Here is a 26,179-nt window from a genome sequence, read left to right as displayed (position 1 = left end):
TTAGGTAATTTATAATAAAATTCAAGCTATTTTTTCATAAAAAATTATATAAAAAAAGGTCTTGAAAATGGTTGAAAGATATAGTAGAGAAATCATGGCTAAAAAATGGGACATGCAAGCAAAATATGATGCATGGCTAAAAGTAGAATTAGCTGCTGTGAAAGCATGGAATAAACTTGGTCTTATTAAAGACGATGATTGTGAAAAAATTATAAAAAATGCAAAATTTGATATAGCAAGAATAGATGAGATAGAAAAAACTACCAAGCATGATGTTATCGCTTTTTTGACTAGCGTAAGTGAAAGTTTGGGCGAGGAAAGTCGTTTTGTACATTATGCAATGACAAGTTCAGATTGTATTGATACTGCAGTTGCTTTGCAGATTAAAGATAGTTTGGAACTAATCTTGCAAGATTTAGATCAAGTTTTAGCAGCGATTAAAACAAGAGCATATGAGCATAAAAATACCTTAATGGTAGGAAGAAGTCATGGAATTCATGGAGAGCCTATAACTTTTGGTTTAGTTTTGGCTATTTGGTATGATTCGCTAGTTCATGCAAAAGATTTAATTATTCATGCAAAAGAAGTGATTAGCTATGGAAAAATCAGTGGTGCTATGGGAAATTTTGCTCATGCTCCACTTGAATTTGAAGAAGAAGTTTGTAAAAATTTAGATCTTAAACCAGCACCCGTTTCAAACCAAGTTATACAAAGAGATCGTTATGCACAAGTTATCTCGGCTTTAGCTATTTTAGCTTCAAGTTGTGAGCAAATTGCTGTTGCTATCCGCCATTTTCAAAGAACAGAAGTATATGAAGCTGAAGAATATTTTTCTCAAGGACAAAAAGGAAGTTCAGCTATGCCTCATAAAAGAAATCCTGTTTTGAGTGAAAATATTACCGGTCTTTGCAGGATGATAAGAGCTTATGTAACACCTGCTTTAGAAAATGTAGCATTGTGGCATGAAAGAGATATATCACATTCTAGTGTAGAAAGATTTGTATTACCTGATGCTTTTATCACGACTGATTTTATGCTTTCAAGATTATGCGGTGTGGTAGAAAAGCTTTTGGTATATCCAGAAAATATGATGAAAAATTTAAATTTAACTGGAGGGCTTGTATTTTCTCAAAGAGTATTGCTTGAGCTTCCATTTAAAGGTATAAGCAGAGAAGAAGCTTACAAGATTGTTCAAAGAAATGCTATGAAAGTTTGGGCTGATTTGCAAAATGGTAAGCCTGCTTTAAATGAAAAAGGTGAGAGTTTGTTTTTATTAGCTTTATTAGCTGATGAGGATTTGAAAAAGTCTTTAAGTGAAGCAGATATTAGAAATTGTTTTGATTATAATTACTATACAAAGAACGTAGATAAAATTTTTGAAAGAACTTTTAAATAATAAATTAGGGGTTGTGAGTGAAAGTATTAAAAAGAAATGGTAGAACTGAAGAGTTAGATGTTTCTAAGATTAAAAAATATACCACTGATGCGGTGGCAAATTTGGAAAATGTTAGCCAAAGTGAGCTTGAAGTAGATGCAAAAATTCAATTTCGTGATGGTATAACAACAGAAGAAATCCAGCAAACTTTAATTAAAACAGCAGTAGATAAAATAGATATTGATAGACCTAATTGGACCTTTGTTGCTGCAAGATTATTTTTATATGATTTATATAAAAAAGTAAGTGGTTATAATGGATATAAACATTTAAGAGAATATCTTGAAAAAGGTGAAAAAGAAGGTAGGATTTTAATAGGCTTAAAAGAAAAATATGATTTAGATGATCTTAATGCTTATATAAAGCCAGAACGCGATTTGCAATTTACTTATCTTGGTATAAAAACTTTGTATGATAGATATTTGATTAAAGATTCTAAGGGTATGCCTATAGAATTACCACAGCAAATGTTTATGGCTATTGCAATGTTTTTAGCACAAAATGAATTAGATTCTCAAACTTGGGCTAAGAAATTTTATGACTTAATCTCAACTTTTGAAGTAATGCTTGCAACCCCAACTCTTTCAAATGCAAGAACCACAAGACATCAATTAAGTTCATGTTATATAGGAAGTACGCCTGATAATATAGAAGGGATTTTTGATTCTTATCAAGAAATGGCATTATTGTCTAAATTTGGTGGTGGTATAGGCTGGGATTGGTCTAAGGTGCGTGCTATGGGTGGAAGTATAGATGGGCATAAAAACGCAGCAGGTGGAATCATACCATTTTTAAAAATCACTAACGATATAGCAGTAGCTGTTGATCAACTTGGCACTAGAAAAGGGGCGATTGCAGTTTATATTGAACCTTGGCATATGGATATTAATGACTTTTTAGATTTGCGTAAAAACTCAGGTGAAGAAAGAAGAAGAGCACATGAGCTTTTCCCTGCTTTATGGATTAATGATTTATTTATGAAAAGAGTAAGAGCAAATGATAAATGGACGCTTTTTGATCCTGCTGATACAGCAAGTTTATGCGATTTATACGGTGAAGAATTTGAGAAAAAATACGAAGAATTTGAAAAAGATGAAAACATAGCTAAAGAAATTATAGATGCAAAAGAGCTTTGGAAAAAAATACTTTTATCTTATTTTGAAACAGGTATGCCATTTTTATGTTTTAAAGATAGTGCAAACAAAACAAATCCAAATTCTCACGCAGGGATTATAAGAAGTTCAAATTTATGTACAGAAATTTTTCAAAATACAGATCCAAACTATTATCAAATTAAAATCGTATTTGATGATAAAACAGAGCTTCATTTAGATGAGGATGAAGAGCTTACAATAGATGGGGGATATAAAAAACTTGCTAAGAAAGTTTCTACTTTGGATAGTATTAATGGTAAAAAAGTCTATATAGTCGAAAAATATAAAAACGAAGGAAAAACCGCAGTTTGTAATCTTGCAAGTATAAATTTAAGTAAAATTAACACTAAAGAAGATATCCAAAGAGTAGTACCAACAGCCATAAGAATGCTTGATAATGTGATCGATTTAAATTTTTATCCTCATGTAAAGGTTAAAAATACCAACCTAAAATCACGCGCTATAGGGCTTGGTGTAATGGGTGAAGCACAAATGCTGGCTGAAGCACAAATTTATTGGGGTTCTAATGAGCATTTTGAAAAAATTGATCGTATTATGGAGATGATTAGCTATGAAGCTATTTTAGCTAGCTCAAATTTAGCTTTGGAAAAAGGAAACTATCCTGACTTTGAAGGATCAAACTGGAGTAAAGGTATAGTGCCAATTGATGTAGCAAACGAAAATGCTAAAAAGCTTACTGCAAGTGAAGGTTTATTTGATCAAAGTGAGTGTGATTGGGAAAAATTAAGAGAAAAATTAAAAAGAGATGGTATAAGAAATGGTTATTTAATGGCCATAGCACCAACTTCTTCTATTTCTATTTTAGTGGGTACTACTCAAACAATTGAGCCTGTATATAAAAGAAAATGGTTTGAGCAAAACTTAAGCGGTATGATACCAACTGTGGTGCCAAATTTAAGTACTAATACTTGGCAGTATTATACTCCTGCTTATGAGCTTGATCAAAAAATCTTAGTAAAAGCAGCAGCGATTCGTGGTAAATGGATTGATCAAGGTCAATCTTTAAATATCTTTGTTTCTTTAGATAAAGCAAGCGGTGGATATTTAAATGAAATTTATCAACTTGCTTGGGAATTAGGTGTTAAATCAACTTATTATCTAAGAAGCGAAAGCCCTGATAGTCAAAAAGTAAATGATGATGTGGTTGATAGAACTATAGAATGTGAAGGTTGTCAATAAAAATGGAGAAACAAAATGCATACAAAAAACTCACTACCGGAGCTTACGCTTAGGGGTATAATACTAGGAAGTATTTTAACGATTATTTTTACTGCCTCAAATGTATATTTGGGGCTTAAAGTTGGTCTTACTTTTTCTACTTCTATTCCTGCTGTTGTGATTGCAATGGCTGTTTTAAAAATCTTTAAAGACTCTAATATTTTAGAAAATAATATGGTTCAAACTCAAGTTTCAGCCGCAGGTACGCTTTCGGCTGTGATTTTTGTTATACCAGGTCTTTTTATGTGTGGATATTGGTTTGAATTTCCACTTTGGCTTACCTTTATGCTCTGTCTTTGCGGGGGTGGATTAGGCGTGCTTTTTACTATACCTTTACGTAGAGCTATGGTAGTAGAGAGTAAATTAGCTTATCCTGAAGGAAGAGCTGCTGCTGAAATTTTAAAAGTAGCTAATAAAGACCAAGCTGATAAAAAAGGAAAAGTAGGCTTAAAAGAAATCACACTTGGTGTAGTATTAGCTTCTATTATAAGCCTTTTTTCAAGTGGCTTTAAATTGCTTTCAAGTGGAAGTAGTTTTGCGTTTATTTGGCAAAAAATGACTTTTGGATTTTCTATGGGCTATTCAGTGGCACTTTTGGGTGCTGGATACTTAGTAGGTATAGCCGGAGGTGTTGCATTGCTTGCGGGTATGGTGCTTGCTTGGATGGTTTTTGTGCCATATTTTTCTGCTAAAGAAAGTTTTGACGTAAGCTTAAGTGCACTTGATATAGCTAATCAAATTTGGGCTCAAAAAGTGCGCTTAATAGGCACAGGAGCTATTGCTATAGCAGCATTATGGACTTTAATAGAGCTTGCAAAGCCTGTATATGATGGCATGAAAAATATGCTTAAAAAAACTTCATTAAACCTCTCACAAGATCCTAAAGATATGGATTTATCTTTAAAAGCTATGCTAGGTTTATTTGTACTTATGTGTATAGGCTTATTTATTTCATTTTATGCTTTTGTGGCTGATTCAAATTTAGCAAGTGGCTATCAAATTCTTTTTGCTTTAGTGGGAACTTTAGTAGCTATTTTTATAGGCTTTTTTGTAGCTTCTGCTTGTGGATATATGGCAGGTTTAGTGGGTTCATCATCTTCTCCTATTTCGGGTATAGGACTAATTGGGATTATGATTTCTTCTTTGATTATTTTGCTTTTGGGTTATCAAGTAGATTTATTTAGTGATCCTTTGATGTCTAAATTTGCTATTGCTTTTGCTATATTTACTACTAGTGTTATTTTGGCAACCGCTGCTATTTCTAATGATAATTTACAAGATTTAAAAACTGGCTATTTAGTGGGTGCAACTCCTTGGAAACAGCAAGTTTCTTTGATTATAGGTTGTGTATTTGGAGCTTTGGCTATCGCTCCTGTTTTAAATTTATTATACCAAGCTTATGGTTTTGTGGGTGCAATGCCAAGAGAAGGAATGGATGAGGCAAATGCGCTTGCTGCACCACAAGCAAATTTGATGAGTACTATAGCTCAAGGTATTTTTAACGCTAATATCGATTGGAGTTATATTATAGCGGGTGCTTTTGTGGGTGTTGGTATAATTATCGTCGATCGTTTATTAAGAAAAAAAAATATGTCTTTACCGCCTTTAGCTGTGGGTATAGGTATATATTTACCACCTGCTGTTAATATGCCTTTGTTTATAGGTGGATTATTGGCATATTTAATTAAAAAGCGTTTAGAGCAAAGATATGCTAAAAATGCTCATAAAAAAGAACTCATTCAAGAGCATGAGCAAAAAGGAACCTTATTTGCCTCTGGTTTGATAGTGGGTGAGAGTATATTTGGAGTATTAATAGCTGGTTTAACTGTACTTTCTATTAGTAGAGGTGGGACTGAAGATCCGCTTGCTATTGCAACTTCATTTAAAGATGATGGTATTATAGGTTTTGTAGTTTTTGTAGCGATTATGCTAATTTTTGCAAGAAGAGTACTTAAAAAATGAATTTAGATTATTATTATGCTTTGATTTTAGGAATCATTGAGGGTCTGACAGAATTTTTACCTGTTTCATCTACAGGACATATGATTTTAGGTGCTGAAATTTTAGGTTTAAATATAGATGATTTTTGGAGAAGTTTTTTTATCATCATTCAGCTTGGTTCTATACTAGCAGTGATTTTTATTTTCAAAGATAAACTAACTCAAAAACTTGATATTTGGTTAAAACTTGCTGTGGGCTTTTTGCCCGCAGGTGGAGTAGGTTTTATAGCATATAAGTTTTTAAAAGAGATATTTAATGGCTATACCGTGGCTACTATGTTAATCATTGGCGGGATTATTTTTATCATCATAGAACTTAAACATAGAAAAAAAGACTATACAATCCACTCTTTAGATGAGGTAAGTTATAAACAAGCTTTTTTGATAGGCTTAACTCAAGCTCTTGCTATTATACCAGGTACTTCAAGAAGTGGAGCAAGTATCATAGGAGGGTTATTGCTTGGGCTTGATCGCAAAGTTGCTTCTGAATTTTCGTTTTTGCTTGCTATACCAACTATGATTATCGCAACAGCTTATAGTATTTATAAAGAACCACAGGTTTTAAGCAATATGAATAATTTCATTCCTTTAGTTATAGGTTTTGTAACAGCTTTTATAGTGGCTTTTGTGGTAATTAAAATATTTTTAAAATTAATCAGCAAGATAAACTTTATACCTTTTGGAATTTATAGGATAATTTTAGGTTTTGTATTTTTATACCTTTTTATAAGTGGTGCTTTAGATATATCAAGAACGGGTGTTTGAAATATAAAAATATCCTTTATTTAAAAAAAGTTTAAGTTTTTCATAGCTAAAATTAGTCTTATATTTTAATTTAAGCTCACAAGGTTAGTGAGTGTTAAGGGTAGAAATGACAAAAGATATAATTGCATATGCAAATAATGAAACTTTGATAGATACTCAAAGTTTTAACAATGATACAAATTTAACTCCGATTTATTTTGATAACTCTAAAGAAAGTTTAGAAGTTATCCGCCACTCTTGTGCACATTTAATGGCTCAAGCGATTAAAAGTTTATATCCAGAGGCTAAATTTTTCGTAGGACCTGTGATAGAAGATGGGTTTTATTATGATTTTAGAGTTGATAGCAAGATTTCAGAAGAAGACTTAAGCAAAATCGAAAAGAAAATGAAAGAACTGGCAGAGGCAAAGCTAGATATCACAAAATATGAACTCTCAAAGACTGAGGTTAAAGAAAAATTTGCTAATGATGATTTAAAACAAGAAGTTTTACTAAGAATTCCTGATGGAAAAGTAAGTATTTATAAGCAAGGTGAATTTGAAGATTTATGCCGTGGGCCCCATGTGCCAAATACTAGGTATTTAAGATTTTTCAAGCTTACTCGTGTAGCGGGAGCGTATTTGGGTGGCGATGAAAAAAGAGAAATGCTCACAAGAATTTATGGTACTGCCTTTGCAGATAAAGAAAGTTTAAATGAATACTTAAAAATCATTGAAGAAGCTAAAAAAAGAGATCACAGAAAACTTGGTAATGAAATGAAGCTTTTTGCCTTTGATGATGAAATAGGCGGTGGGCTTCCTATATGGCTTAGCAATGGTGCAAAATTAAGAAGCAAATTAGAGCATTTGCTATATAAAGCACATAGATTAAGAGGCTATGAGCCTGTGCGTGGGCCTGAACTTTTAAAAGCTGATGCGTGGAAAATTAGTGGGCATTATGCAAACTATAAAGAAAATATGTATTTTACGCAAATTGATGAGCAAGAATACGGCATTAAGCCGATGAATTGTGTAGGACATATTAAAATTTATCAAAGTGATGTTAGAAGCTATCGTGATTTACCTTTGAAATTTTTTGAATATGGCGTGGTGCACCGCCATGAAAAAAGTGGAGTTTTACACGGGCTTTTTAGAGTAAGAGAATTTACCCAAGATGATGCGCATATTTTTTGTATGCCAAGTCAGATAAAAGAACAAGTTTTAGAAATTTTAAGCTTTGTTGATACTTTGATGAAGGCTTTTGAATTTGATTATGAAATGGAAATTTCAACACGCCCAGCAAAAGCAATAGGCGATGATGAAATTTGGGATATAGCTACAAAGGCTTTAAAAGAAGCTTTAGATGAGCAAGGTTTAAAATATGGCATTGATGAGGGCGGTGGAGCTTTCTATGGTCCAAAAATCGATATTAAAATCACTGATGCGCTAAAAAGAAAATGGCAGTGTGGAACTATACAAGTAGATTTTAACTTGCCAAGCCGTTTTAAACTCGAATACACAGACGCAGATAATGAGAAAAAACGACCTGTAATGCTTCACCGTGCTATTTTAGGTTCTTTTGAAAGATTTATAGGAATTTTAGTAGAGCATTGTGCGGGCGAGTTGCCATTTTTCATAGCACCAACTCAAGTAGCTATAGTGCCTATTTCACAAAATCACCATGATTATGCAAAAGAAATAGCAAGAAAACTTTTAGAACTTGGTATTGATAGTGAAGTGTATAATAAAAATGAAAGCTTAAATAAAAAAATCCGCACCGCTGAAAAAGCACATGTACCTATGATACTTGTTTTAGGTGATGAAGAAGTAGCAAACAAAAGTGTGGCTTTAAGAGATAGAAGAGCAAAAGAACAAAAAACAATGACTTTAGATGAATTTATAACCCTAACAAAGGAGAAATTAAGTGAGGTACGCTTTTGAGTAAAGAAAAAGAAGTATTGCTAAATGAAGAAATTCAAGCAGATGAGATCAGATGTATAGGTGATGATGGCAAGGTTTATGGCATTATTAGTAGTGATGAAGCACTAGATATAGCAAATAGACTAGGGCTTGATTTGGTGATGATAGCCCCTGAAGCCAAACCACCTGTATGTAAGATAATGGATTATGGAAAATTCCGTTATCAACAAGAAAAGAAGCAAAAAGAAGCAAAGAAAAAACAAAAAGTTATTGATATAAAAGAAATCAAACTTTCTGTGAAAATTGCTCAAAATGACATTAATTATAAAGTCAAACACGCAAGCGAGTTTTTAGAGCAAGGCAAGCATGTGAAATTTAGAGTGTTTTTAAAAGGTCGTGAGATGGGCTCTCCTGAAGCAGGGGTAGCTTTGCTTGAAAAAATTTGGCAAATGGTTGAAGATATAGCAGATAGAGACAAAGAGCCTTTACTCGAAGGACGCTATGTAAATATGCTAGTAACTCCTAAAAAGAAAAAATAATCACAAGCCTTTTTAAGGCTTGTATTTTAAACTTATGCTAGAAGAAAATCCACAATTTTTAAAAGAACAAATCATAACTTATCTTGGTAATAAAAGATCCTTGCTTGAGTTTTTAAATCAAGGCTTTAAATTCGCACAAAATGAGCTCAAAAAAGACAAATTAAGTTTTTGTGATGTATTTAGTGGCTCTGGGGTAGTTTCGCGTTTTGTGAGGCCTTATGCGAGTTTTATTATGGCAAATGATTTGGAAGATTATTCTAAAATCATCAATGAGTGTTATTTAAGCAATCAAAACGCACAATTTTTACAAGAATTACAAAAACATTATGCTTTTTTAACTTCTGATTTAAAACTCAAAAAAGGCTTTATAAGCAAGCTTTATGCGCCAAATGATGATGAGTATATCCAAAAGAATGAAAGAGTTTTTTACACGCTTAAAAACGCGATGTATTTAGACTCTATGCGAGAAAAAATTTCAAGCCTACCAAGCAATATACAAAAATACTTCATCGCGCCACTTATCTATGAAGCAAGTGTGCATGCAAATACAAGTGGGGTTTTTAAAGGTTTTTATAAAGATAAAAATGGCATTGGTAAATTTGGAGGAAATGGAGCAAATGCACTTAGTCGTATAAAAGGCGATATAGCTTTAAAAATGCCTATTTTTTCAAATTTTACTTGTGAATATGAGGTTTTTCAAAAAGATGCAAATGTTTTAGCTAAAGAGCTTGATAGCTTTGATGTGGCGTATTTAGACCCACCTTATAATCAACACCCTTATGGATCAAATTATTTTATGTTAAATTTAATTGCTAATTATAAAAAGCCAAAGGAAATTTCAAAGGTTTCTGGCATACCAAAAGACTGGAACCGCAGTGCTTTTAACAAAGAAAAAAAAGCCGAAGGTGCTTTGTTTGATTTGATTAATGATTTAAAAGCTAAGATTGTATTGCTTTCTTATAATTGCGAGGGTTTTGTAAAAAAAGAAAATTTCACAAAAAGACTTCAAAGTCTTGGAGAATGCTTTGTGCTTGAGCAAAAGTATAATGCCTTTAGAGCTAGTAGAAACCTCTCTAAACGCTCTATGCACATACAAGAACAACTTTATGTGTTAAAAAAACGCTAATCTTGCATGTATGTATTTAACTGCTCAAAAAGTTTTTCTTTTAAAGCGATAGGTTTGTTTATTTTAATATATGGTATCCAATATCTTATTAAATTTAAAAGCTCATCATCATAGGTATAAAATGCCTTGATATAAATAAAATTCTCATCCTCATCTATAAATTCGTATTTAGTAAGGGCATTTTTTCTTAAGAAATATTCTTTAGCTTTTTTATCAAGTTTTAAAATAGCCTCTTTATTTTCTTTGCTAATCCAGTTGCTTTGATCTTTTTGAATTTGTTTTAAAAACTCTTCTTTTGGGGTAAAAATTTCTTTCTTTTCCACTTTTAGTTGTGTGATTTTAGAAAAAGTAAAGGTTTTTAAAGTATCGTTTTCATCTACTAAAAGATACCATATGTGATCAATATTGATGAGTTTGTATGGATTTGCTTTTCTGCGTTTTTCTTTATAGTAAAAACTAATGGGATATTTTGCTATGATAGCTGCACTTAGTTCTTCAAAAACTTCTCTATCAAGTGTTTCATAGCTTTGGGTTTTGACTAAAAAGGCTTTATTGATTTTTTCATTAAGCAAGTCGTTTAAAAACTCTTTATCTAAACTAGGATAAAGCCTACCTATACCGCTTAAAATAGCAAAATTTTGTATATCTTTAAAGCTTAATTTTCCTAAAACATAGCCTTCTAAAAAGTATTTTCCATTTTCTTTTTTTATAGGGATAAAAGCAAGGCGCTCATGCAAGTCTCTTTGTATAGTGCGAATGCTGACATTAAATTCTTGTGCAAGCTCTTCTAAGCTAAAACGCTCGCCATTGTTTAAACACTGCAGTATAGAAACTAAACGCGTAGAAAGCTTGTCTTTTTCCATAATACAACCTTTTTTTGTTTATTTTAGCAAATCTTTGATGTTTTGTTTGATTGTTTTTGGATCATTTTCATAGGTAGTTAAAAGCTCTTGAATCAGCTTTAAAAAATCATTAAAATCATCAGGATTTTCTTTTTTAAATTTAAGTACTCTATCTAGGATGATAAAAGCAGCTTCGGTTTTGTCATTTTCTTTTTCATAAAGCTCTTTTAGTTCTAAAGCAAACTTAGTGTAAGTATAAGCTTGCTTTGGTTTTGAGATGATATCAAAGATGTTTGATTTATAGCTAAAAAGCAATGAAAAAAGTTGAGGTAGTTTGTTTAGCATGGTTTATTGTTCAATATATCCGCAATCTCTACATTTTCTTTTTCCATTAATAGAAACATCTTTATTTGTAAAAGGAATTTGTACCCAAGAATGCTGTATATCGCCCAAACGCTCTTTTCCACATTGAGAGCATTTTTCTATTATCTGACATCTTTCATTTTTTCTTACTTTTTCAAATTTGTGATATGTTCCAAATTCTCTGTACTGACAATAAATACATTCTTCATAACCTCTGCAAGAGTACGGATCTGTTATAACTCTTTCTGCAAAGTTGTGATTGTATTTACTGATATATTCATTACAGTCAGGGCATGTTTTTGAAAGATAGCATTGAGGTTTTCCTTCTTCATTGCTGTAAGTTCCTCCGTGCCACCCAATTCCACATTTTGCACTAATTGCTATAGATTTTAAAGTATCTAAAAATCCCATTTTATTCCTTTTATATTTTTAAATTTTCATTGCTAAACATAAAATCATCAAATTCTTTTCGTGTTTTAAATAAATCATCAACACTAAATTTTTCTGCAAGGTTTATAATAGATTGATTTGCTTGTGTATAGTTACTGTTATTTAAGGCGGTTTGTAATTCTTGAAAACTCATATTGCTAGTATTTTTTAAATCACGCATATAATCATCTATGAAAATTTCCAAAGATTCTTGGTTTTCTATCATTTTAGGCATGATTTTATCAAAAACCATTTCAACTTCTTCTCTTCTTGCTTTAGCTAAATTCGCCTTAGCAAAAATTGCAACAAAGCTATTTATTGTTATTTCAACAGTTTTAGAAAATAAAACCACAGCTAATGAACAAATGAAAATGGATATTCCTATGGATAAAATTTGAGCTAATTGACTTCCACCTAATGCTTGACAAATTTGTTCTTCTAAGGCAATTGCAAATATAGTCATGATAGCGGAAAACAAAGATTTTAATATCACTTTTATAAGTTCATCAAAACTTTTAATTTTACCAGCTATATAAGCATATATTGCATTCCATATAGATTTTAAACTACTTCTTAAATTTTTCCACAAAGCTTTTAAGTGCCCACCAATTCTTTTAAAATATTGCGAAGCAATTCCAACAATAACATCTATAATACCATAGCTAGCTCCTCTTATAAAAGCATCTTTCCCGCTTTCAATTACTCTTGATAACAAACGCTTAAATCTTACTTCAAAATCCTCATGTTCTTTTTTTATAAATTCGCTTTTAAGTTCAGCTATAACACCGCTTGCAAATGTACTAAGAACAACAACACCAGCATCACTAGCTCCAGTTTGAAAAACATTTATGGCAGCTTGTTTTGCTTGAATAATATATACTTCTTTTAAGGCCTTATCTTTGTCTGTATGGTTTGTAGGTTCGTTTTTCTTTAAATGATTAAAAATCTCTTTCTTTGTCTCAAGTTCTTTTTTTAAAGACTCTTTTTCTTCTTCGGATGCTTTTTCTATAGTGCTTTCTAATTTTTCTATCTCTTTTTGTGCATTTTCGTATATTTTTTTATTGACTACAATATAATCTATTTCTCCATTTTTAATTTTATTAAAATCATCTTCATGTTTTTTGCTAAATATATCATCACTTTTTTTGATAGTAATAGTTTTATCTTTGCTTTCTTCTTGTGTATAGCCAGCTTTTTCTCTTTCACTACCTTGAGTAAGAAAAGAAAATTTGCTTTTATATTCTTGAAGTTTTTTTTCTAAAGTTGATTTTTTTTCTTCAGGCGCTTTTTCTATAGCGCTTTCTAATTTTTCTATCTCTTTTTGCGCCCTTTCGTAAGTTTCTTTATCAGTTTTAATATAGTCTAAATTTCCATTTTTAATCGCTTCAAAATATCTATTATATTCTTTTCCAAATATACTATCATTAACAGCTTTTAATTGTTCTGTTTTAACTATTTCGCCTTTTTCGTTTAAAGTTACGGTATCTACTATAGTATGATTTGTTTTGGTTAAGTTGTCTAGATTGACATTGTTTGTCAAATTTTTAATTTCTTCATCGCTATAATTTGCCAAAATTGTCTCTTTTTTGTATAGATTAATATTTTCCCCTTTGAAGACTTTGCTTATTTCGGCAAGCTCATCTGTTGTGAAGCTTCTATTTTTATTTTTATTATATGCGTTGCTGATGTTTTCTTTACCAACTTCTAGTGTTTCATAAAATTGACCAAAACCATTTGGGTTGTTGCCATGTTGTTGCGTAGCTTTTTGCATATTTGTTGTAAGTTTTGCACTTTCCATATAGGCTTCATATGAGTTGACATTAAATATATTGATGGGTAATCTTGCTAAACTTTGTGTCCCTAGTTCTTCTAGTAATTCATCAAACAATGATACAGTATTCATGATATCTTCCTTATTTTAAAAGCGGAAATTCCGCTTTTAAATAGTTTGTATTTCTTTATTTAAATTTTGTGCTATTTGGACAGCTTTTTTAAATTCTTTATTTACTATGCCATCTTCAGTTAGTACATTTACCTTACAAATACCACTAATTGCTTTTACTAAATTGACAATAAATTGAGTATATGTTTTTTCATCATCAGTAAATTTAGAATAATCATTTTCTCTTATAATCATTAATTTAAAAGTTTGTAATTCTTCAATTAAAATTTCATCTAATTTTTGTATAGCTATAAGAGATTCATTTACAATAGAACCGATTGCAGTTGTTGCAGTTCTTGCAGTATTCATTTCACTTGCTGCTGCTTTTGCTTTATGTAGGTTACTTTTTGCTTCGTCCAAAGCTTGTTCTCCAACTTTAGAATATAAAAATCCTCCAACCGCTAAAACAGGTGCAGCTACTATACCACCTAAAACAGCCATTCCACCAGCCATTCCAAATCCACCTGCAGCTAAGCTACCTCCTCCAAGCCATGCTAAAGTAGCATTAGTAGCTGCTGCACCACTGAGCGCAGAAATCAAAGTTCCAGTAGAAGCGCTTGCAAGTAATCCAACACTACCATAAGCTCCAAGACCAGCTAAAGCCCCAGCACCAAGAGATGCTATCCCACCCGTAGCTAATTTTGTAAAGTCAATTACACTTTCTTTGGTAAATTCTATAAATTCATTAATATTAAATTTTAAATCATCTTTAGAAAAATCATCGCTTTCTACATTTTTAAGTTTAGAAAAAATATCAATAAACTCTTTGAAAGAATTTTGATGAATATGCAACTTTGCATGCCCTAAATTTTTCAAAGATTGTTCAGCATATTTTCTAGCTATATCTAAGTTTTCTTTTGCAAAATCAAAAATTGCTTTAGCATCATTATCTAACTCTTCTGCCGCGCGTTGATCTTGATAACCATCGTATGCTTTTTTAGCACCAAATACACCTGCTGCTAAAGCTAATCCGCCTAAAATAAATGGAACTGCCATTTTAAATCTCCTTTGTTATTAAATTTATTTTGTATTTTTTATCTAGTTTCAATTTATCTTGCAATAAATTACATATTTTTATATTTTCGTTATAAAAATCCTTTTTACTCATAGTGGCTTTAAAATATTTATTGTAAAAATCTTCCACTCTGCATACCAAGGGTCTTTCGTTGTAAATTTTACAAGAATTATCTTCTTGTAAATTAATGCAAACACCATTTATATTAAAGTGTTTCAACTCTTCAATGCCATTAATATTTTTACAGCATGCTCCACATGAAGTGCAAGGAAAATTATGTTTTAATATTATTTAACCCTCCTTATTATTTTTTTATTTCAATTATATCAATACCCCCCCCCCGTATTGTCAAGGTTTTGTTTAGTATTATTTACTTTTTTTAATTATTCTTGCAAGCACTACTACACCAGCTAAAATTAGCACGTAAGAAACCACTACATTTATAAGTCCGTATTTTTCTATAAAAAATAAACTTGGTAAAATAACGCACCACACTACAAATATAAATAAAGCCCAAAAGGCTCCGCAGACAATAGCCCATATAGCAGTAGCTATCATGACTATAATGCCAATTACAACCGCCATTTACAACTCCTTTTAATGTGATTGTTTGTTGCTATGATAGATAGTCTTTAGTGTATATTACTAAAATTGCTTTCCAAATACAGCTTCCATTTTCATAGCTATTTCTTCATCTTCTTTTGATTTGTTATTGTTTAGAGTATCCTGCTTTTCGTTGAATATTGAGTTAGGTTTGTAAAAATCACTTGCAGTGTATGTTTTTTTATTATCTTGCATGCTAAAACTTTTATTGTTGTTTTTGAAAACATCATTCTCTTTAGTTTTATCATACCATTTTTTTATGCCATATCCAGTTGCAGCTAAAGCTACTCCACCTAATATTAAAGGTAACATTTTTTCTCCTTATTTGTGAAATATTGAAGAAATTATATTTAACCCTTGTGACAGGTTGTGTCATATAAAAATTTAATTTTTCTAAAGCATAGTTGTAGTAAAATGATAGCTTTCTTTTATGAAAAAATTTATCCAAAGGATACACATGCCAAAAATGAAAAGCGTTAAAAGTGCTGTTAAACGCTTCAAAGTAGGTAAAAATAAAATCAAAAGAGGTGCTGCTTATAGAAGCCACATTTTGACTAAAAAACCTGCTAAAAGAATGCGTGATCTTCGCACTTCTAAGTATGTTCACTCAACCAATGTTAAAGCGGTTGAAAAAATGTTAGGAATTTAAGCTCGCTTAAATTTAGTTTTTGACGAAAGTCATTCAAACTCCCCTTATTTTAAAGGGCAAGATTCGTTTAACGAACGCCAATTTGTGAAAGGATAAATATGGCAAGAGTAAAAACAGGTGTTGTAAGACGCCGCAGACATAAAAAAGTTTTAAAACTTGCGCGTGGTTTTTATAGTGGTCGCCGCAAACACTTTAGAAAAGCTAAAGAACAATTAGAAAGAAGTTTGGTTTATGCGTATCGTGATAGACGCCGCAAAAAACGTGATTTCCGTCGTCTTTGGATAGTGCGTATCAATGCAGCTTGCAGACTAAATGATATTAGTTATTCAAGATTTATAAATGGTCTTAAAAAAGCAGGCATTGAGCTTGATAGAAAAATTTTAGCTGATTTAGCGATGAATGACGCAGCTGCTTTTGCTAAAATAGCAGATGCTGCTAAAAAAGCACTTTAATCTTACTACAAGGCTTTTTATAAGCCTTGTTTTTCTCTTTACTCTCTTTTTAAATCCTCTTTTTGCTAAAGATATTTTACTTTTTAAAGTTTATGATGAAAAAGCATTTAAAGATGTAAATTTAAGCCATTATCTCATGAGCGAAAAACTTGATGGCGTAAGAGGTCTTTGGAGTGGTAAGTCTATGCAAACAAGAGCAGGAAATGCTATAAAACTCCCTTCGTTTTTCACAAAAAACTTTCCTAAATTTGAGTTAGATGGAGAACTTTGGGTAAAAAGAGCTTCTTTTGAAGAAAATTCATCTTTAATACGCCAAGAAAATCCCGATGAAAAACTTTGGCAAAAAGTAAGTTATAATGTCTTTGATGTGCCAAATGCTTGTGAGGAATTTAAGCTTGATCCTTGCACATTAGAAGCAAGATTAGAAGTTTTAAAAAAGTATTTAGCTAAAAATCCAAATGATTTTATAAAAATCATCCCACAAATTCGCATTAAAGATAAAAATCATTTAAAGCAATTTTACCAAGATATCATTTCGCATAAAGGCGAGGGTATAATCATAAGATTAAACAACGCACCTTATGAAAAGAAAAGATCAAACAATGCTTTTAAACTAAAACCTTTTGATGATACAGAATGTGTTGTAAAAAAGCATTTTGAAGGTAAGGGAAAATTTGAAGGTAAAATGGGATCTTTGCTCTGTGAAGCAGTGATTGAGGGTAAAAAAGTAAGTTTTAAAATAGGTTCAGGTTTTAAAGAAAGCGATCGCTTAAACCCTCCTCCAGTTGGTACTATCATCACTTTTAAATACAACGGCTTAACCAAAAATGGCAAGCCAAAATTTGCTAGTTTTTTAAGAGTGCATGAAAATAGCATTTTAAGGTAAAAGTAAATTTTAACTTTTCTTTAAAAAGGCGCTAAAACAAAGATAAAGCACAAAAATCACACAAGCACTTGCTATAATGCAAGCTCCACTTGCAAGATTATAATAAAAACTTACAAAAAGCCCTATCACACAAAAACTTATGCTCAAAAGCGTAGAGATGATCATCATTTGACCAAGCTTTTTAGAAAAGCTCTCAGCGATAAATGCAGGTATGCTAAGTAAAGCTATCACAAGTATAAGCCCTACTACTTTGATACTTATAACGATACAAAAAGCCATCATCGCGATTAAAAGATAATGAAAAAGATTAGTTTTAACCCCTCTTAAGCTTGCAAATTCTTTATCAAAGCTTAGAATTTCAAATTGACGATAAAAAAGCAATACTAAAATGACAAAAATCACATCAATTACTGCAAATAAAACTATATCTTGTGTAGGTACAGACAAAATACTACCAAATAAATACCCCATTAAATCACCATTATACCCAGGAGTTAAGTCTATGAGTATGATACCAACAGCCATTCCAAAAGCCCATATAACACCGACTATATTATCACTCCTAAAAGGATATTTTTGCACTAAAAATGCTACAAGCAAGGCTAAAAAAAGAGTAAATAAACTCGTGCTAACTAATACTGGCAAACCAAAATAAAATGCTATACCTATGCCCCCAAAAGCCCCATGTGTAATGCCTCCTGCCATAGAGCTTAAGCGGTTGATCATGATTAAAGTCCCCATAATCCCACAGGCAATGCTAGTTAAAAACGCTGCTAGAAAGGCATTTTGTATAAAAGAGCTAGATAAAAGCTCAAGCATGATTTTCTCCTTTACAACAACACTGCTCCAAGCTAAGCTCTACATCACAAAAATGCGTGTGATTTTGGCTTAAATGTGCTAGTAAATGTGCCTTTTTTTCAGGGGTGTTTTCATGCAAGAATAATTCTTTGTTTAAATATGCGATTTTATTTGCATAAGCTAAGCTTACATTTAAATCATGGCATATTACTATCACGCCAACCCCGCTTTCGTGTAATTTTTTCAAAAGCTCAAAAATCTGCACCGAGCCTTTAGTATCTATACTTGCAGTAGGCTCATCAAGGATTAAAAGTTTGCATTCGCTTGCTAGAGCTCTTGCTATATAAACTCTTTGTCTTTGGCCTCCGCTTAATTCGTTGATTTTTTTATCCCAAAAATTTCTCATACCTACTTTTTCTAAGGCTAGTAAGGCTTGCTCTTGATCTTTTTTGGTATAAAAACCAAAGAATTTTTTATCCACTCTTCCCATCATCACTACTTCTAGTACGCGCACTGGAAAGTTTGGATTAGCTAAAGTATTTTGTGGGACATAGCCTATATCTTTTAAACTCAAGTTTTCAAAGTTTATGTTTTTATGGCTATTTAGTAAGCCTAGTATGAGTTTTAAAAGTGTAGATTTACCCCCACCATTTGGTCCTACTATGGCTAAAAAGTCTTTGCTTTCATAGTTTAGGTTGATATTTTTTAAAACCTCATCTTGATTATATGAAAAGTTTAAATTTTTAATATTGATTTTTATCATTGTAAAACACTTGCTATGTTTTTTGCATCTTTTAAAAGCTCATTTTTATAATCATTTGGCAAATGATCAAGTTCTATGATTTTAAGATCATAATTACTCGCCATAGCTTTAATGGTATTGTTATTAGCTCCTTTGGGTACAAAAATAGCTTTGATTTGCTCTTTTTGTATGAGTTTTGCAAGCTTGGCTAAGTCTTTTGGCTTAGGCTCTTTTCCTTCTATTTCTACAGGAATTTGGCTTAGATGATATCTTTTTGCAAAATACCCCCAAGATGGATGATAGACTAGAAAATGCTTGTTTTTTGCATTTTTAAATAAAGCTTGTATTTGTAAATTTAATGCATCCATTTCTTTTAAGAAATTTTCTAAATTTTGCTCATAAAATGCTTTATTTTGTGGGTATTGTTCTATAAGTGCTAGGGTGATATTTTTAGCATGAGTTTTTGCTAAAAGCGGATCAAGCCATGTGTGAGGGTCATCTCCGTGATGATGGTGTCCTTCATGTGCATGCTCTTGCAAAGGTATAAAATCAATGCCATTTTGAGTAGAGATGATTTTGGTATTTTTGAGATTATCTTTAAGTTTTAAAATCCAAATTTTTTCAAATTCTAAATTTGCTGTGAAGTAAATATCACTTTTTTCAAGCTTTAAAATACCGCTTGGTTTAAATTCGAAAGTATGTTCATTTGCATTAGGTGGTATGACTATATTAATATCTAAAGTGTCTTTGGCAATTTGCTTTACAAAGTAAGCTTGTGGGGCTATGCTAACACTTACCAAATCTTTGGCATATATACTTAAAAATGAAATCAAACACAAAAACAATACACGCATAATTTTCCTTTCTAAAAACAAAAAAATATTATACTATATTAGAAAAAATAAGGAGTGAAGATGAATTTATGGAATAAAAAAGCAAAAAGCTATGCAAGGTATAATCCTAGTTTAAACGAAATTCAAAAAGCTACTTTTGCAAAACTTGGATATTTACAAGATAAAAGCGTGGTAGATATAGGCTGTGGGAGTGGTGTTTGGACTTTGCATTTAGCACAAAAAGCAAAAAGTGTTTTGGGTGTAGATAGCTCTAGTGCTATGCTTGAAATTTTACAAGAAGATGCAAAAACTCATGCCATATCAAATGTAAAAATTTTAAATTTAGACTTTGAAAACTTTTATAAAAACAATAACACAAAATTCGACTTAGCCTTTTTAAGTATGTCACCTGCTTTGCAAAATGAAAAAGACTATAAAGCTTTTTTAAACTTAGCTTCTAAAAAGGTGTATTTAGGTTGGGCAAGTAGGCGTAAAAGTAGCTTTTTAGATCCTATATTTGAGCATTTTAATACGCATTTTAAAGGTTTTTATGAAGAGGATTTGCAAGGTTTTTTAAATGCGCAAAATATCCCTTATGAGAGTGAAATTTTTAACGAAACTAGAGTGGTAAAAAGAGATAAAGAAAGTGCGATAGAAAATGCTTTGTGGCATTTGAGTATGAATGGCATTAATGCAAACAAACAAGAGTTAGAAAGCTTTGTAAAAGATGAGGTAGAAGAGATTATAGAAGCTAAGATAAAACTTTTGATTATTGATTAAATTTCAAGGTTAAATAACCTTGAAATTTAAAGTTTTTCCTGCCATAAATGGCACTACATCACCGTATTTTTGCGCTACTTGCCATTCTTGTTTTTCTAAAGCGATGATTTTATCTTTTTCAAATTTAAGATTATGGATTTTACAAGCATTATCTGAAATAAATTTCTGTAAATTTGCTTTATTTGAGTGTTTTTCAAAAAGTTCAGCCAACACAGGTAAAATCACCGGTGCACTAAATACGCCAGCTGCACACCCACAGCATTCTTTAGTGTGTAATGGATGAGGTGCGCTATCGCTTCCAAACATAGCCTTTTCATAGCCGCTAAAAGCAAGCTCACATAAAGCGTCTTTGTCTTCATAGCGTTTTGCAATAGGTTTGCAAAATAAATGTGGATCCATCTTGCCCCCTACTACATCATCAAGCGTTATCATTAAATGGTGCAAAGTGATAGTTGCGTATAAATTTTCATAATCTTTTAATAAATCACACAAAACTTTAGTGGTGATATGTTCCATTACGATTTTTAATTTTGGAAAGTTTTTAGCTAATTTTTCATAGATTTTAGCAAAATTTGCTTCTCTATCCATGACAAAATCATTTGTTTCTCCATGTACAAGTAAAGGCAGGCCAAGCTCACTCATAGCATTTAATGTAGGTTTTAACTTTTCTATATCAAAGCTTGAAATTCCATTATCTGAGTTGGTAGTGATACCTGCAGGATAAAGCTTGATAGCAAAAAGCTCATCTTTAGCTTTTTCTAAAAATTTTTCATCATAGTCTTTAAAAAATAAAGTCATCAAAGGCGTAAAATCTTCATTTTTGCACGCTTTTAAAATACGTTCTTTATAAGCTTTGAGTGCAGTTGTTTCGGTAAGCGGGGTGATTAAATTTGGCATGATAACCCCTGCTTTAAAGTCTTTTGCACTAAATGGAGCTACAAGTTCAAGCATGCTTTCATCGCGTAAATGTAAATGCATATCCAAAGGGTTTTTAAGTGTCATTTTATCTCCTATTTGAGTTTATATAAGCCGTTTTTAAGTTTTTCAAGTAAAGCTTTTTCTTCTAAAAATTTAAAAGTAGAAATGATGGTAGGTTTGCTGATATTTAACCTTTTAGAAAGCTCTTCTATATTGACAAAGACAAAGCCATCTTCATTAGCATGAAGGGCTAAAAATTCTAAAATTTCAAAGCGTTTTTTACCAAAGATTTTCGCGCATAGTGTTTTTACTTTATCATCCATTCTCTAACCAAATCAAAAAGAATAAAACTCCAAGTAATTATAGCTAAAACCACGCTAAAAAATACCCCAGCACTCGCACAATCTTTTGCTTTTTTAGCTAAGATGTGAAATTCGCTCGTGCAAAGATCCACGCAAGCTTCTATGGCTGAATTTAGCGCTTCTACGATCAAAATTAGCACCAAAACAAACACAAGCACAAAATGCTCTAAAAAACTTACAGGTAAAAATAAGCTTGCAAAAATCAAAGGTAAAATAATGGCAAATTCTATCCTAAAAGCCATTTCATCTTGGAGTAAAAATTTAATTCCACTAAAGGCATAGCTTGCATTTTTAAATAAAGAATACTTTGGCTTCATTAAGGATTTTCCTTTAATTTTTTGCTAAATATATCATAATTTGCTTCATATTCTTTGCTATTTACACCAAAATACCCCAGCAAACTTGAAAAAAGATTATCTTGAGAAAGTTTATAGTCTTTTTTGCTCTGTAAACCTTGGCTTAATTTGCTATCTTTACTCCAAAATATCATCGGTATATGCTTTTGATCTTTTGGTGCTATTAAATAAGGCATACCATGAAGATAAATTCCATTTTCACCTAAACTCTCCCCATGATCTGATAAATAAAGCAAAGAAGCTTCTTTGGTAGGATTTTGCTTAAGCATATCTATAAGGCTTTTTATAATAAAGTCTGTATAAAGTAAAGTATTGTCATAGGTGTTTATGATTTGTTCGTGTGAGCAGGTATTTAGCTCGTTTGTATCACATGTTGGCATAAATTTTTTAAATGCATTTGGATAGCGTTTATAGTAAGTTGGCCCATGTGAGCCTTGTAAATGCACAACGATAATTTTGTTTGAATTTATATTTTCAAGCTCTTGTTTTACAAGTTCAAGTAAGCTCTCATCATAATCTTTTAGAATTAGTTTGTGTTTTATACGATCACAATTTCCTTTGCAGCCTCCTGAGTTATTACCAAACCAAACACTTTGTACTCCAACCTTTTGTAAGATATCTAAAACATTTTCTTCATATAGCCCATCTTCAAAATTGACTCTTTTGTGTCTTGAAAACATACAAGGCAAACTTCTTGCAGTAGCAGTGCCACAAGAGCTTATATCACTAAAATACACTAAATTTGGCTCATTTTTGGTATAAAAATTCGTATCATTGATTTTGTAAGTACCTAAAGAATAATTACTTGCCCTAGCAGTTTCACCTATGACTAAAATCATAAGTTTAGTTGTATTAGTATCTTTTAAACTTGCATCATTTGAAATGATAGTTAGTTCTTTTTTACCTGCTAGCTTTTTCTTTGTAAATTCTATGCTTGAGTATATTGGGTAAAAGGGTAGATTATACATTCTAACGATATTGTGTGATCTTAAAAAAGGTAAAAGTGTTTTTGAGCTAAGAGCTACTAAAGCAAAGCAAAACACCAAAGAAGTTAAAAACAATACGCTTTTTTTGAAAAAATATTTTTGATAATCAATCTTAGTAAAAATCACAAGTAAACTAGGAAAAACCACAAAGGCTAAAATATACAAAGCAAAGGAAAAATTAAAATAAGAAAAAAATTCCCTATTATCTGTTTCAACAACATTTTGTATCATATGATCATCGATTAAAACCCCATAATTACTAACAAAATAACTACAAATAGCACAAGTGCTAAGTAAAAAAATGCTTAAAATTTTGGCGATGTAGGGAAAATACACCAAAGACAAAACACTTAAAACTAAGAAAAAATAAATTCCAAAAAATACACTAAAGAGCATAGTGTTTTGATCTATCTTTTCATATACAAACTCAAACAATGGAAAGTTAAATACCATGATAAAAACCGCATTAAGCAGGGTAAATTTTGTCCATGAAAGTTTTAGGTGCATTTTTTTCCTTTAGAATAAAATAAAAACTTAGTCTATTTGAATAAAATTAATAAATCGCATATAAAATAGCAACAAAAGAAGATTAGTAAAGGGATTTTATGAAATTATTATCATGGAATGTAAATGGCCTAAGGGCAATTTGTGATAAAAATGCACTTGATTGGATTGAAAAAGAAGAAATTGATTTTATAGGTTTCCAAGAAATCAAAGCACACGAGGATAAATTTCCAAAAAGAATTTATGAATATCCTTTTAAACATATGTATTCAAATAGCGCTAAAAGAGCAGGGTATTCAGGTGTAATGAGCTTGTGTAATTTTGATTGCGAAGTCAAAAAATGTGAGTTTTTTGATGATGATGAAGGCAGGGTTTTAGAGCATAGCTTTAAAAATGTAGTTTTGTTTAATATCTACTTTCCAAATGGCCAAAAAGATGAAGAGCGTTTGAACTTTAAAATGAAATTTTATAATGATTTTTTAGTGTATTTAGATAAACTTTTAAAAGAAGGTAAAGAAATCATTATCTGCGGAGATGTAAATACTGCTCACCGTGAGATAGATTTAACCCACCCAAAAGCCAATGAAAAAACTTCAGGTTTTTTACCGATTGAGCGTGCTTGGATAGATGATTTGCTAAAATTAGGCTTTATTGATACTTTTAGACATATAAATGGCGATGTTAAAGAAAAGTATTCGTGGTGGAGCTATAGAATGAAAGCAAGAGAAAGAAATGTAGGCTGGAGGATTGATTATTTTTTCATTTCTAATGGCTTGAAAGATAAGCTCAAAAATGCCTTCATAAGAGATGACATTTTTGGTTCAGATCATGCTCCTGTAGGGATAGAAATAGATATCTAAGATAAATGTTCAAATAAAATTTTAACCGCTAGTAAAATTAAAATCGTACCACCTAGAAATTCGGCTTTACTTTTGAGGTAAGTGCCGAATTTACTACCGATTTTTAAAGCTAGAACGCACATTATGAAAGTGATTACACCTATACATAACAATGCTATAAATAAATCTACCTTTAAAAAGGCAAAACTTACCCCAACAGCAAGCGCATCGATACTAGTGGCAATAGCAAGAGCTGTCATGGTTTTGAAATCAAATAAATTTGAATTTTCTTTACAACTATCCTTTTTGAAAGATTCTTGTATCATTTTACCACCTATAGCACCAAGAAGAATAAAAGCAATCCAATGATCAATTTTTTCCACAAAAGAACCAAAAGAAGCCCCTAGGGTGTATCCAATAGCCGGCATTAAAGCCTGAAAGCCACCAAAATATAATCCAACTATTAAATAATGTCTTATTTTTAATTCTTTAGCACTAAAACCCTTACACAATGAGACCGCAAAAGCGTCTGCTGCTAAAGCAAAAGATAAAACAATTAAACTTAAAATATCCATTTTTTTCCTTGATTACTTAATAGGATGAAATTATATATTTTTATATAAAATAACAAATTAATTATTTATTAAGTAAAGTATAGATATAATTTTTATTTTATACTGTAAGTGGCCCATTCGTCTAGCGGTTAGGACATCGCCCTTTCACGGCGGTAACACGAGTTCGAGTCTCGTATGGGTCACCACTTCTTAATGCTATTTTCATTTTCATAGTTTTTGATAATCATTGTCATTTTTTACAAAAAGTTACATTGTTTTTGACAAATACTTTCTTATCTAATTTCTTTTATTTAAATTAAGTTAATTTTAAATTAATTACTATTAAATTTTTTAAAATTTTTATTAATTATTTTTAAATTTACATTGACTTCACAATTGTTTTTTAAAATGTACAAAAAAGGAGGATAAAATGTATAGACCTAAAAACAAAAACGAGTTAATGAATTTGGTGCACAATGAAAGAATTTCTTTAAGAGATATTGATGTATCTTTGATTGATGATTTTTCTTATGTGTTTTATTATTCTAAAAGATTAGATTTTTTAGGTATTGAACGTTGGGATGTTTCAAATGCCAAAGATATGTCTTATATGTTTTATTGTTGTGAAAATTTTAATGCAGATTTGTCGCGTTGGAATGTTTCTAATGTTGAAAATATGGCAAGTATGTTTTTTAATTGTAAAAATTTCAATCAAGATTTATCAAAATGGAATACACAAAGTCTAAAAGATATGTCTTATATGTTTTTCAATTGTGTTAGTTTTAACCATTCTTTATTGCACTGGAAAACTTCAAATGCAACCAGAATGGCACATTGCTTTGAAAACTGTCATGCGTATGAGCATAGTGTGGCAAATTGGGATGTGCAAAATGTAATAACCATGGCATATCTTTTCCATAATTGTAAAAATTTTCACCACGAGTTAGATGAATGGAACATCCAAAAAGATTGCAATACCCAAAAAATGTTTGGAAATCGTGGTCTTGATAAAATTTATACCGTAAAAGGTATAGAGCTAGAATAAACAAAATTCACACATTTTTTGTGTGAATTTTTCTTTTATCTTTTTAAGTTTTCCATCAACTTTTTGTACTAAACTTATCTTTTCAAAGTGCTGTTTTTCAGTATTTAGAGATTATTTTTTAGGAAA

Annotated in this window: 29 protein-coding genes and 1 tRNA gene; 14 read left to right on the top strand and 16 right to left on the bottom strand. The window is 31.2% G+C overall.

The features are described 5' to 3' along the window. Window positions 1-67 precede the first annotated feature (67 nt). From purB to L8X40_RS04885, 7 genes are all read left to right on the top strand, one after another. Window positions 68-1,396 carry an adenylosuccinate lyase gene (gene purB / locus L8X40_RS04915; protein ID WP_087699084.1) on the top strand — a complete coding sequence of 443 codons (1,329 nt, stop codon included), beginning with the start codon at window positions 68-70 and terminating at the stop codon, window positions 1,394-1,396. A 17-nt stretch (window positions 1,397-1,413) separates the two neighbouring features. Then, window positions 1,414-3,789: a ribonucleoside-diphosphate reductase subunit alpha gene (locus tag L8X40_RS04910; RefSeq protein ID WP_261529841.1), complete on the top strand. Its 2,376-nt coding sequence runs from the start codon at window positions 1,414-1,416 to the stop codon at window positions 3,787-3,789. Between the two features lie 15 nt (window positions 3,790-3,804). Further along, window positions 3,805-5,790: an OPT family oligopeptide transporter gene (locus L8X40_RS04905; RefSeq protein ID WP_261529843.1), complete on the top strand. Its 1,986-nt coding sequence runs from the start codon at window positions 3,805-3,807 to the stop codon at window positions 5,788-5,790. Next, on the top strand, window positions 5,787-6,593 hold the full coding sequence (locus L8X40_RS04900; protein ID WP_261529845.1) for an undecaprenyl-diphosphate phosphatase: 807 nt from the start codon (window positions 5,787-5,789) through the stop codon (window positions 6,591-6,593). The genes L8X40_RS04905 and L8X40_RS04900 overlap by 4 nt, the downstream gene beginning before the upstream one ends. A gap of 106 nt (window positions 6,594-6,699) precedes the next feature. After that, window positions 6,700-8,511 (top strand): threonine--tRNA ligase, encoded by a 1,812-nt coding sequence (gene thrS, locus L8X40_RS04895; RefSeq protein WP_261529846.1) that lies wholly within the window; start codon window positions 6,700-6,702, stop codon window positions 8,509-8,511. Continuing rightward, window positions 8,508-9,029 (top strand): translation initiation factor IF-3, encoded by a 522-nt coding sequence (gene infC, locus L8X40_RS04890; RefSeq protein ID WP_039617082.1) that lies wholly within the window; start codon window positions 8,508-8,510, stop codon window positions 9,027-9,029. Before thrS ends, infC begins: the two co-directional genes overlap by 4 nt. A gap of 34 nt (window positions 9,030-9,063) precedes the next feature. After that, on the top strand, window positions 9,064-10,155 hold the full coding sequence (locus tag L8X40_RS04885) for a DNA adenine methylase (protein WP_263667449.1): 1,092 nt from the start codon (window positions 9,064-9,066) through the stop codon (window positions 10,153-10,155). Here L8X40_RS04885 and L8X40_RS04880 read toward each other — a convergent pair. The 8 genes from L8X40_RS04880 to L8X40_RS04845 form a co-directional block, all read right to left on the bottom strand. After that, window positions 10,152-11,018, bottom strand: coding sequence for a helix-turn-helix transcriptional regulator (locus L8X40_RS04880; RefSeq protein ID WP_263667448.1), 867 nt, complete (start codon window positions 11,016-11,018; stop codon window positions 10,152-10,154). The two genes, L8X40_RS04885 and L8X40_RS04880, sit on opposite strands and share 4 nt — an antisense overlap. Window positions 11,019-11,036: 18 nt before the next feature. Continuing rightward, window positions 11,037-11,342 carry a hypothetical protein gene (locus tag L8X40_RS04875; RefSeq protein ID WP_220566978.1) on the bottom strand — a complete coding sequence of 102 codons (306 nt, stop codon included), beginning with the start codon at window positions 11,340-11,342 and terminating at the stop codon, window positions 11,037-11,039. 3 nt (window positions 11,343-11,345) lie between these two features. After that, window positions 11,346-11,771, bottom strand: coding sequence for a hypothetical protein (locus tag L8X40_RS04870; RefSeq protein WP_263667447.1), 426 nt, complete (start codon window positions 11,769-11,771; stop codon window positions 11,346-11,348). Window positions 11,772-11,781: 10 nt separating this feature from the next. Then, window positions 11,782-13,692, bottom strand: coding sequence for a hypothetical protein (locus L8X40_RS04865; RefSeq protein WP_263667446.1), 1,911 nt, complete (start codon window positions 13,690-13,692; stop codon window positions 11,782-11,784). A gap of 36 nt (window positions 13,693-13,728) precedes the next feature. Beyond that, a complete protein-coding gene (locus tag L8X40_RS04860; RefSeq protein WP_263667445.1) occupies window positions 13,729-14,727 on the bottom strand; it encodes a hypothetical protein in 999 nt (332 codons plus the stop codon). Between the two features lies 1 nt (window position 14,728). Beyond that, window positions 14,729-15,034 carry a YkgJ family cysteine cluster protein gene (locus L8X40_RS04855; RefSeq protein WP_039640448.1) on the bottom strand — a complete coding sequence of 102 codons (306 nt, stop codon included), beginning with the start codon at window positions 15,032-15,034 and terminating at the stop codon, window positions 14,729-14,731. A 78-nt stretch (window positions 15,035-15,112) separates the two neighbouring features. Continuing rightward, on the bottom strand, window positions 15,113-15,331 hold the full coding sequence (locus tag L8X40_RS04850; RefSeq protein WP_263667444.1) for a hypothetical protein: 219 nt from the start codon (window positions 15,329-15,331) through the stop codon (window positions 15,113-15,115). A gap of 60 nt (window positions 15,332-15,391) precedes the next feature. Next, window positions 15,392-15,661 carry a hypothetical protein gene (locus L8X40_RS04845; protein WP_039617093.1) on the bottom strand — a complete coding sequence of 90 codons (270 nt, stop codon included), beginning with the start codon at window positions 15,659-15,661 and terminating at the stop codon, window positions 15,392-15,394. Window positions 15,662-15,806: 145 nt separating this feature from the next. Between L8X40_RS04845 and rpmI the strand changes: the two genes are divergently transcribed. From rpmI to L8X40_RS04830, 3 genes are all read left to right on the top strand, one after another. After that, window positions 15,807-15,998, top strand: a complete 192-nt coding sequence (gene rpmI, locus L8X40_RS04840; protein WP_039617094.1) for a 50S ribosomal protein L35 — start codon at window positions 15,807-15,809, stop codon at window positions 15,996-15,998. Between the two features lie 98 nt (window positions 15,999-16,096). Further along, entirely contained in the window at window positions 16,097-16,450 is a 354-nt protein-coding gene (gene rplT / locus L8X40_RS04835; protein WP_039617097.1) for a 50S ribosomal protein L20, read from the top strand. Then, window positions 16,428-17,336 (top strand): DNA ligase, encoded by a 909-nt coding sequence (locus L8X40_RS04830; RefSeq protein ID WP_263667443.1) that lies wholly within the window; start codon window positions 16,428-16,430, stop codon window positions 17,334-17,336. The genes rplT and L8X40_RS04830 overlap by 23 nt, the downstream gene beginning before the upstream one ends. 9 nt (window positions 17,337-17,345) lie before the next feature. On the opposite strand, the gene L8X40_RS04825 is transcribed toward L8X40_RS04830, so the two are convergent. From L8X40_RS04825 to L8X40_RS04815, 3 genes are read right to left on the bottom strand one after another with little or no spacing between them, the layout of a single operon-like run. After that, entirely contained in the window at window positions 17,346-18,155 is an 810-nt protein-coding gene (locus L8X40_RS04825) for a metal ABC transporter permease (protein WP_087699072.1), read from the bottom strand. Next, window positions 18,148-18,897 (bottom strand): metal ABC transporter ATP-binding protein, encoded by a 750-nt coding sequence (locus tag L8X40_RS04820; protein WP_263667442.1) that lies wholly within the window; start codon window positions 18,895-18,897, stop codon window positions 18,148-18,150. The genes L8X40_RS04825 and L8X40_RS04820 overlap by 8 nt, the downstream gene beginning before the upstream one ends. Further along, window positions 18,894-19,730, bottom strand: a complete 837-nt coding sequence (locus tag L8X40_RS04815; protein WP_263667441.1) for a metal ABC transporter solute-binding protein, Zn/Mn family — start codon at window positions 19,728-19,730, stop codon at window positions 18,894-18,896. Before L8X40_RS04815 ends, L8X40_RS04820 begins: the two co-directional genes overlap by 4 nt. Before the next feature lie 60 nt (window positions 19,731-19,790). Between L8X40_RS04815 and L8X40_RS04810 the strand changes: the two genes are divergently transcribed. Further along, window positions 19,791-20,489, top strand: a complete 699-nt coding sequence (locus tag L8X40_RS04810) for a class I SAM-dependent methyltransferase (protein WP_263667440.1) — start codon at window positions 19,791-19,793, stop codon at window positions 20,487-20,489. 9 nt (window positions 20,490-20,498) lie between these two features. Here the strand turns inward: L8X40_RS04810 and pyrC are convergent, their stop codons facing one another. The 4 genes from pyrC to L8X40_RS04790 are packed head-to-tail and all read right to left on the bottom strand — an operon-like array spanning window position 20,499 to window position 23,618. Next, a complete protein-coding gene (pyrC, locus tag L8X40_RS04805) occupies window positions 20,499-21,491 on the bottom strand; it encodes a dihydroorotase (protein ID WP_263667439.1) in 993 nt (330 codons plus the stop codon). A gap of 8 nt (window positions 21,492-21,499) precedes the next feature. After that, window positions 21,500-21,730 (bottom strand): helix-turn-helix domain-containing protein, encoded by a 231-nt coding sequence (locus tag L8X40_RS04800; protein WP_257904441.1) that lies wholly within the window; start codon window positions 21,728-21,730, stop codon window positions 21,500-21,502. After that, the gene (locus L8X40_RS04795; protein ID WP_087699066.1) at window positions 21,715-22,086 is read right to left on the bottom strand and encodes a diacylglycerol kinase; all 372 of its coding nucleotides are present in this window, start codon (window positions 22,084-22,086) and stop codon (window positions 21,715-21,717) included. Before L8X40_RS04795 ends, L8X40_RS04800 begins: the two co-directional genes overlap by 16 nt. Next, window positions 22,086-23,618, bottom strand: coding sequence for a phosphoethanolamine transferase (locus L8X40_RS04790; protein WP_263667438.1), 1,533 nt, complete (start codon window positions 23,616-23,618; stop codon window positions 22,086-22,088). Before L8X40_RS04790 ends, L8X40_RS04795 begins: the two co-directional genes overlap by 1 nt. Before the next feature lie 98 nt (window positions 23,619-23,716). Here L8X40_RS04790 and L8X40_RS04785 point away from each other — a divergent pair, with 98 nt between their 5' ends. Further along, a complete protein-coding gene (locus tag L8X40_RS04785) occupies window positions 23,717-24,475 on the top strand; it encodes an exodeoxyribonuclease III (protein ID WP_039617114.1) in 759 nt (252 codons plus the stop codon). Here L8X40_RS04785 and L8X40_RS04780 read toward each other — a convergent pair. Continuing rightward, window positions 24,472-25,029, bottom strand: coding sequence for a manganese efflux pump MntP family protein (locus tag L8X40_RS04780; protein ID WP_214100140.1), 558 nt, complete (start codon window positions 25,027-25,029; stop codon window positions 24,472-24,474). The genes L8X40_RS04785 and L8X40_RS04780 overlap by 4 nt on opposite strands. A gap of 110 nt (window positions 25,030-25,139) precedes the next feature. Between L8X40_RS04780 and L8X40_RS04775 the strand changes: the two genes are divergently transcribed. Continuing rightward, a tRNA-Glu gene (locus tag L8X40_RS04775) sits at window positions 25,140-25,214 on the top strand. A 224-nt stretch (window positions 25,215-25,438) separates the two neighbouring features. Beyond that, window positions 25,439-26,053, top strand: a complete 615-nt coding sequence (locus L8X40_RS04770; protein WP_087700802.1) for a BspA family leucine-rich repeat surface protein — start codon at window positions 25,439-25,441, stop codon at window positions 26,051-26,053. Window positions 26,054-26,179: the final 126 nt, after the last annotated feature.

The organism is Campylobacter sp. CNRCH_2013_0855 (assembly GCF_025773025.1).
In the GTDB taxonomy this organism is placed as follows: domain Bacteria; phylum Campylobacterota; class Campylobacteria; order Campylobacterales; family Campylobacteraceae; genus Campylobacter_D; species Campylobacter_D jejuni_C.
This window is presented reverse-complemented; position numbering and strand designations above follow the sequence as displayed.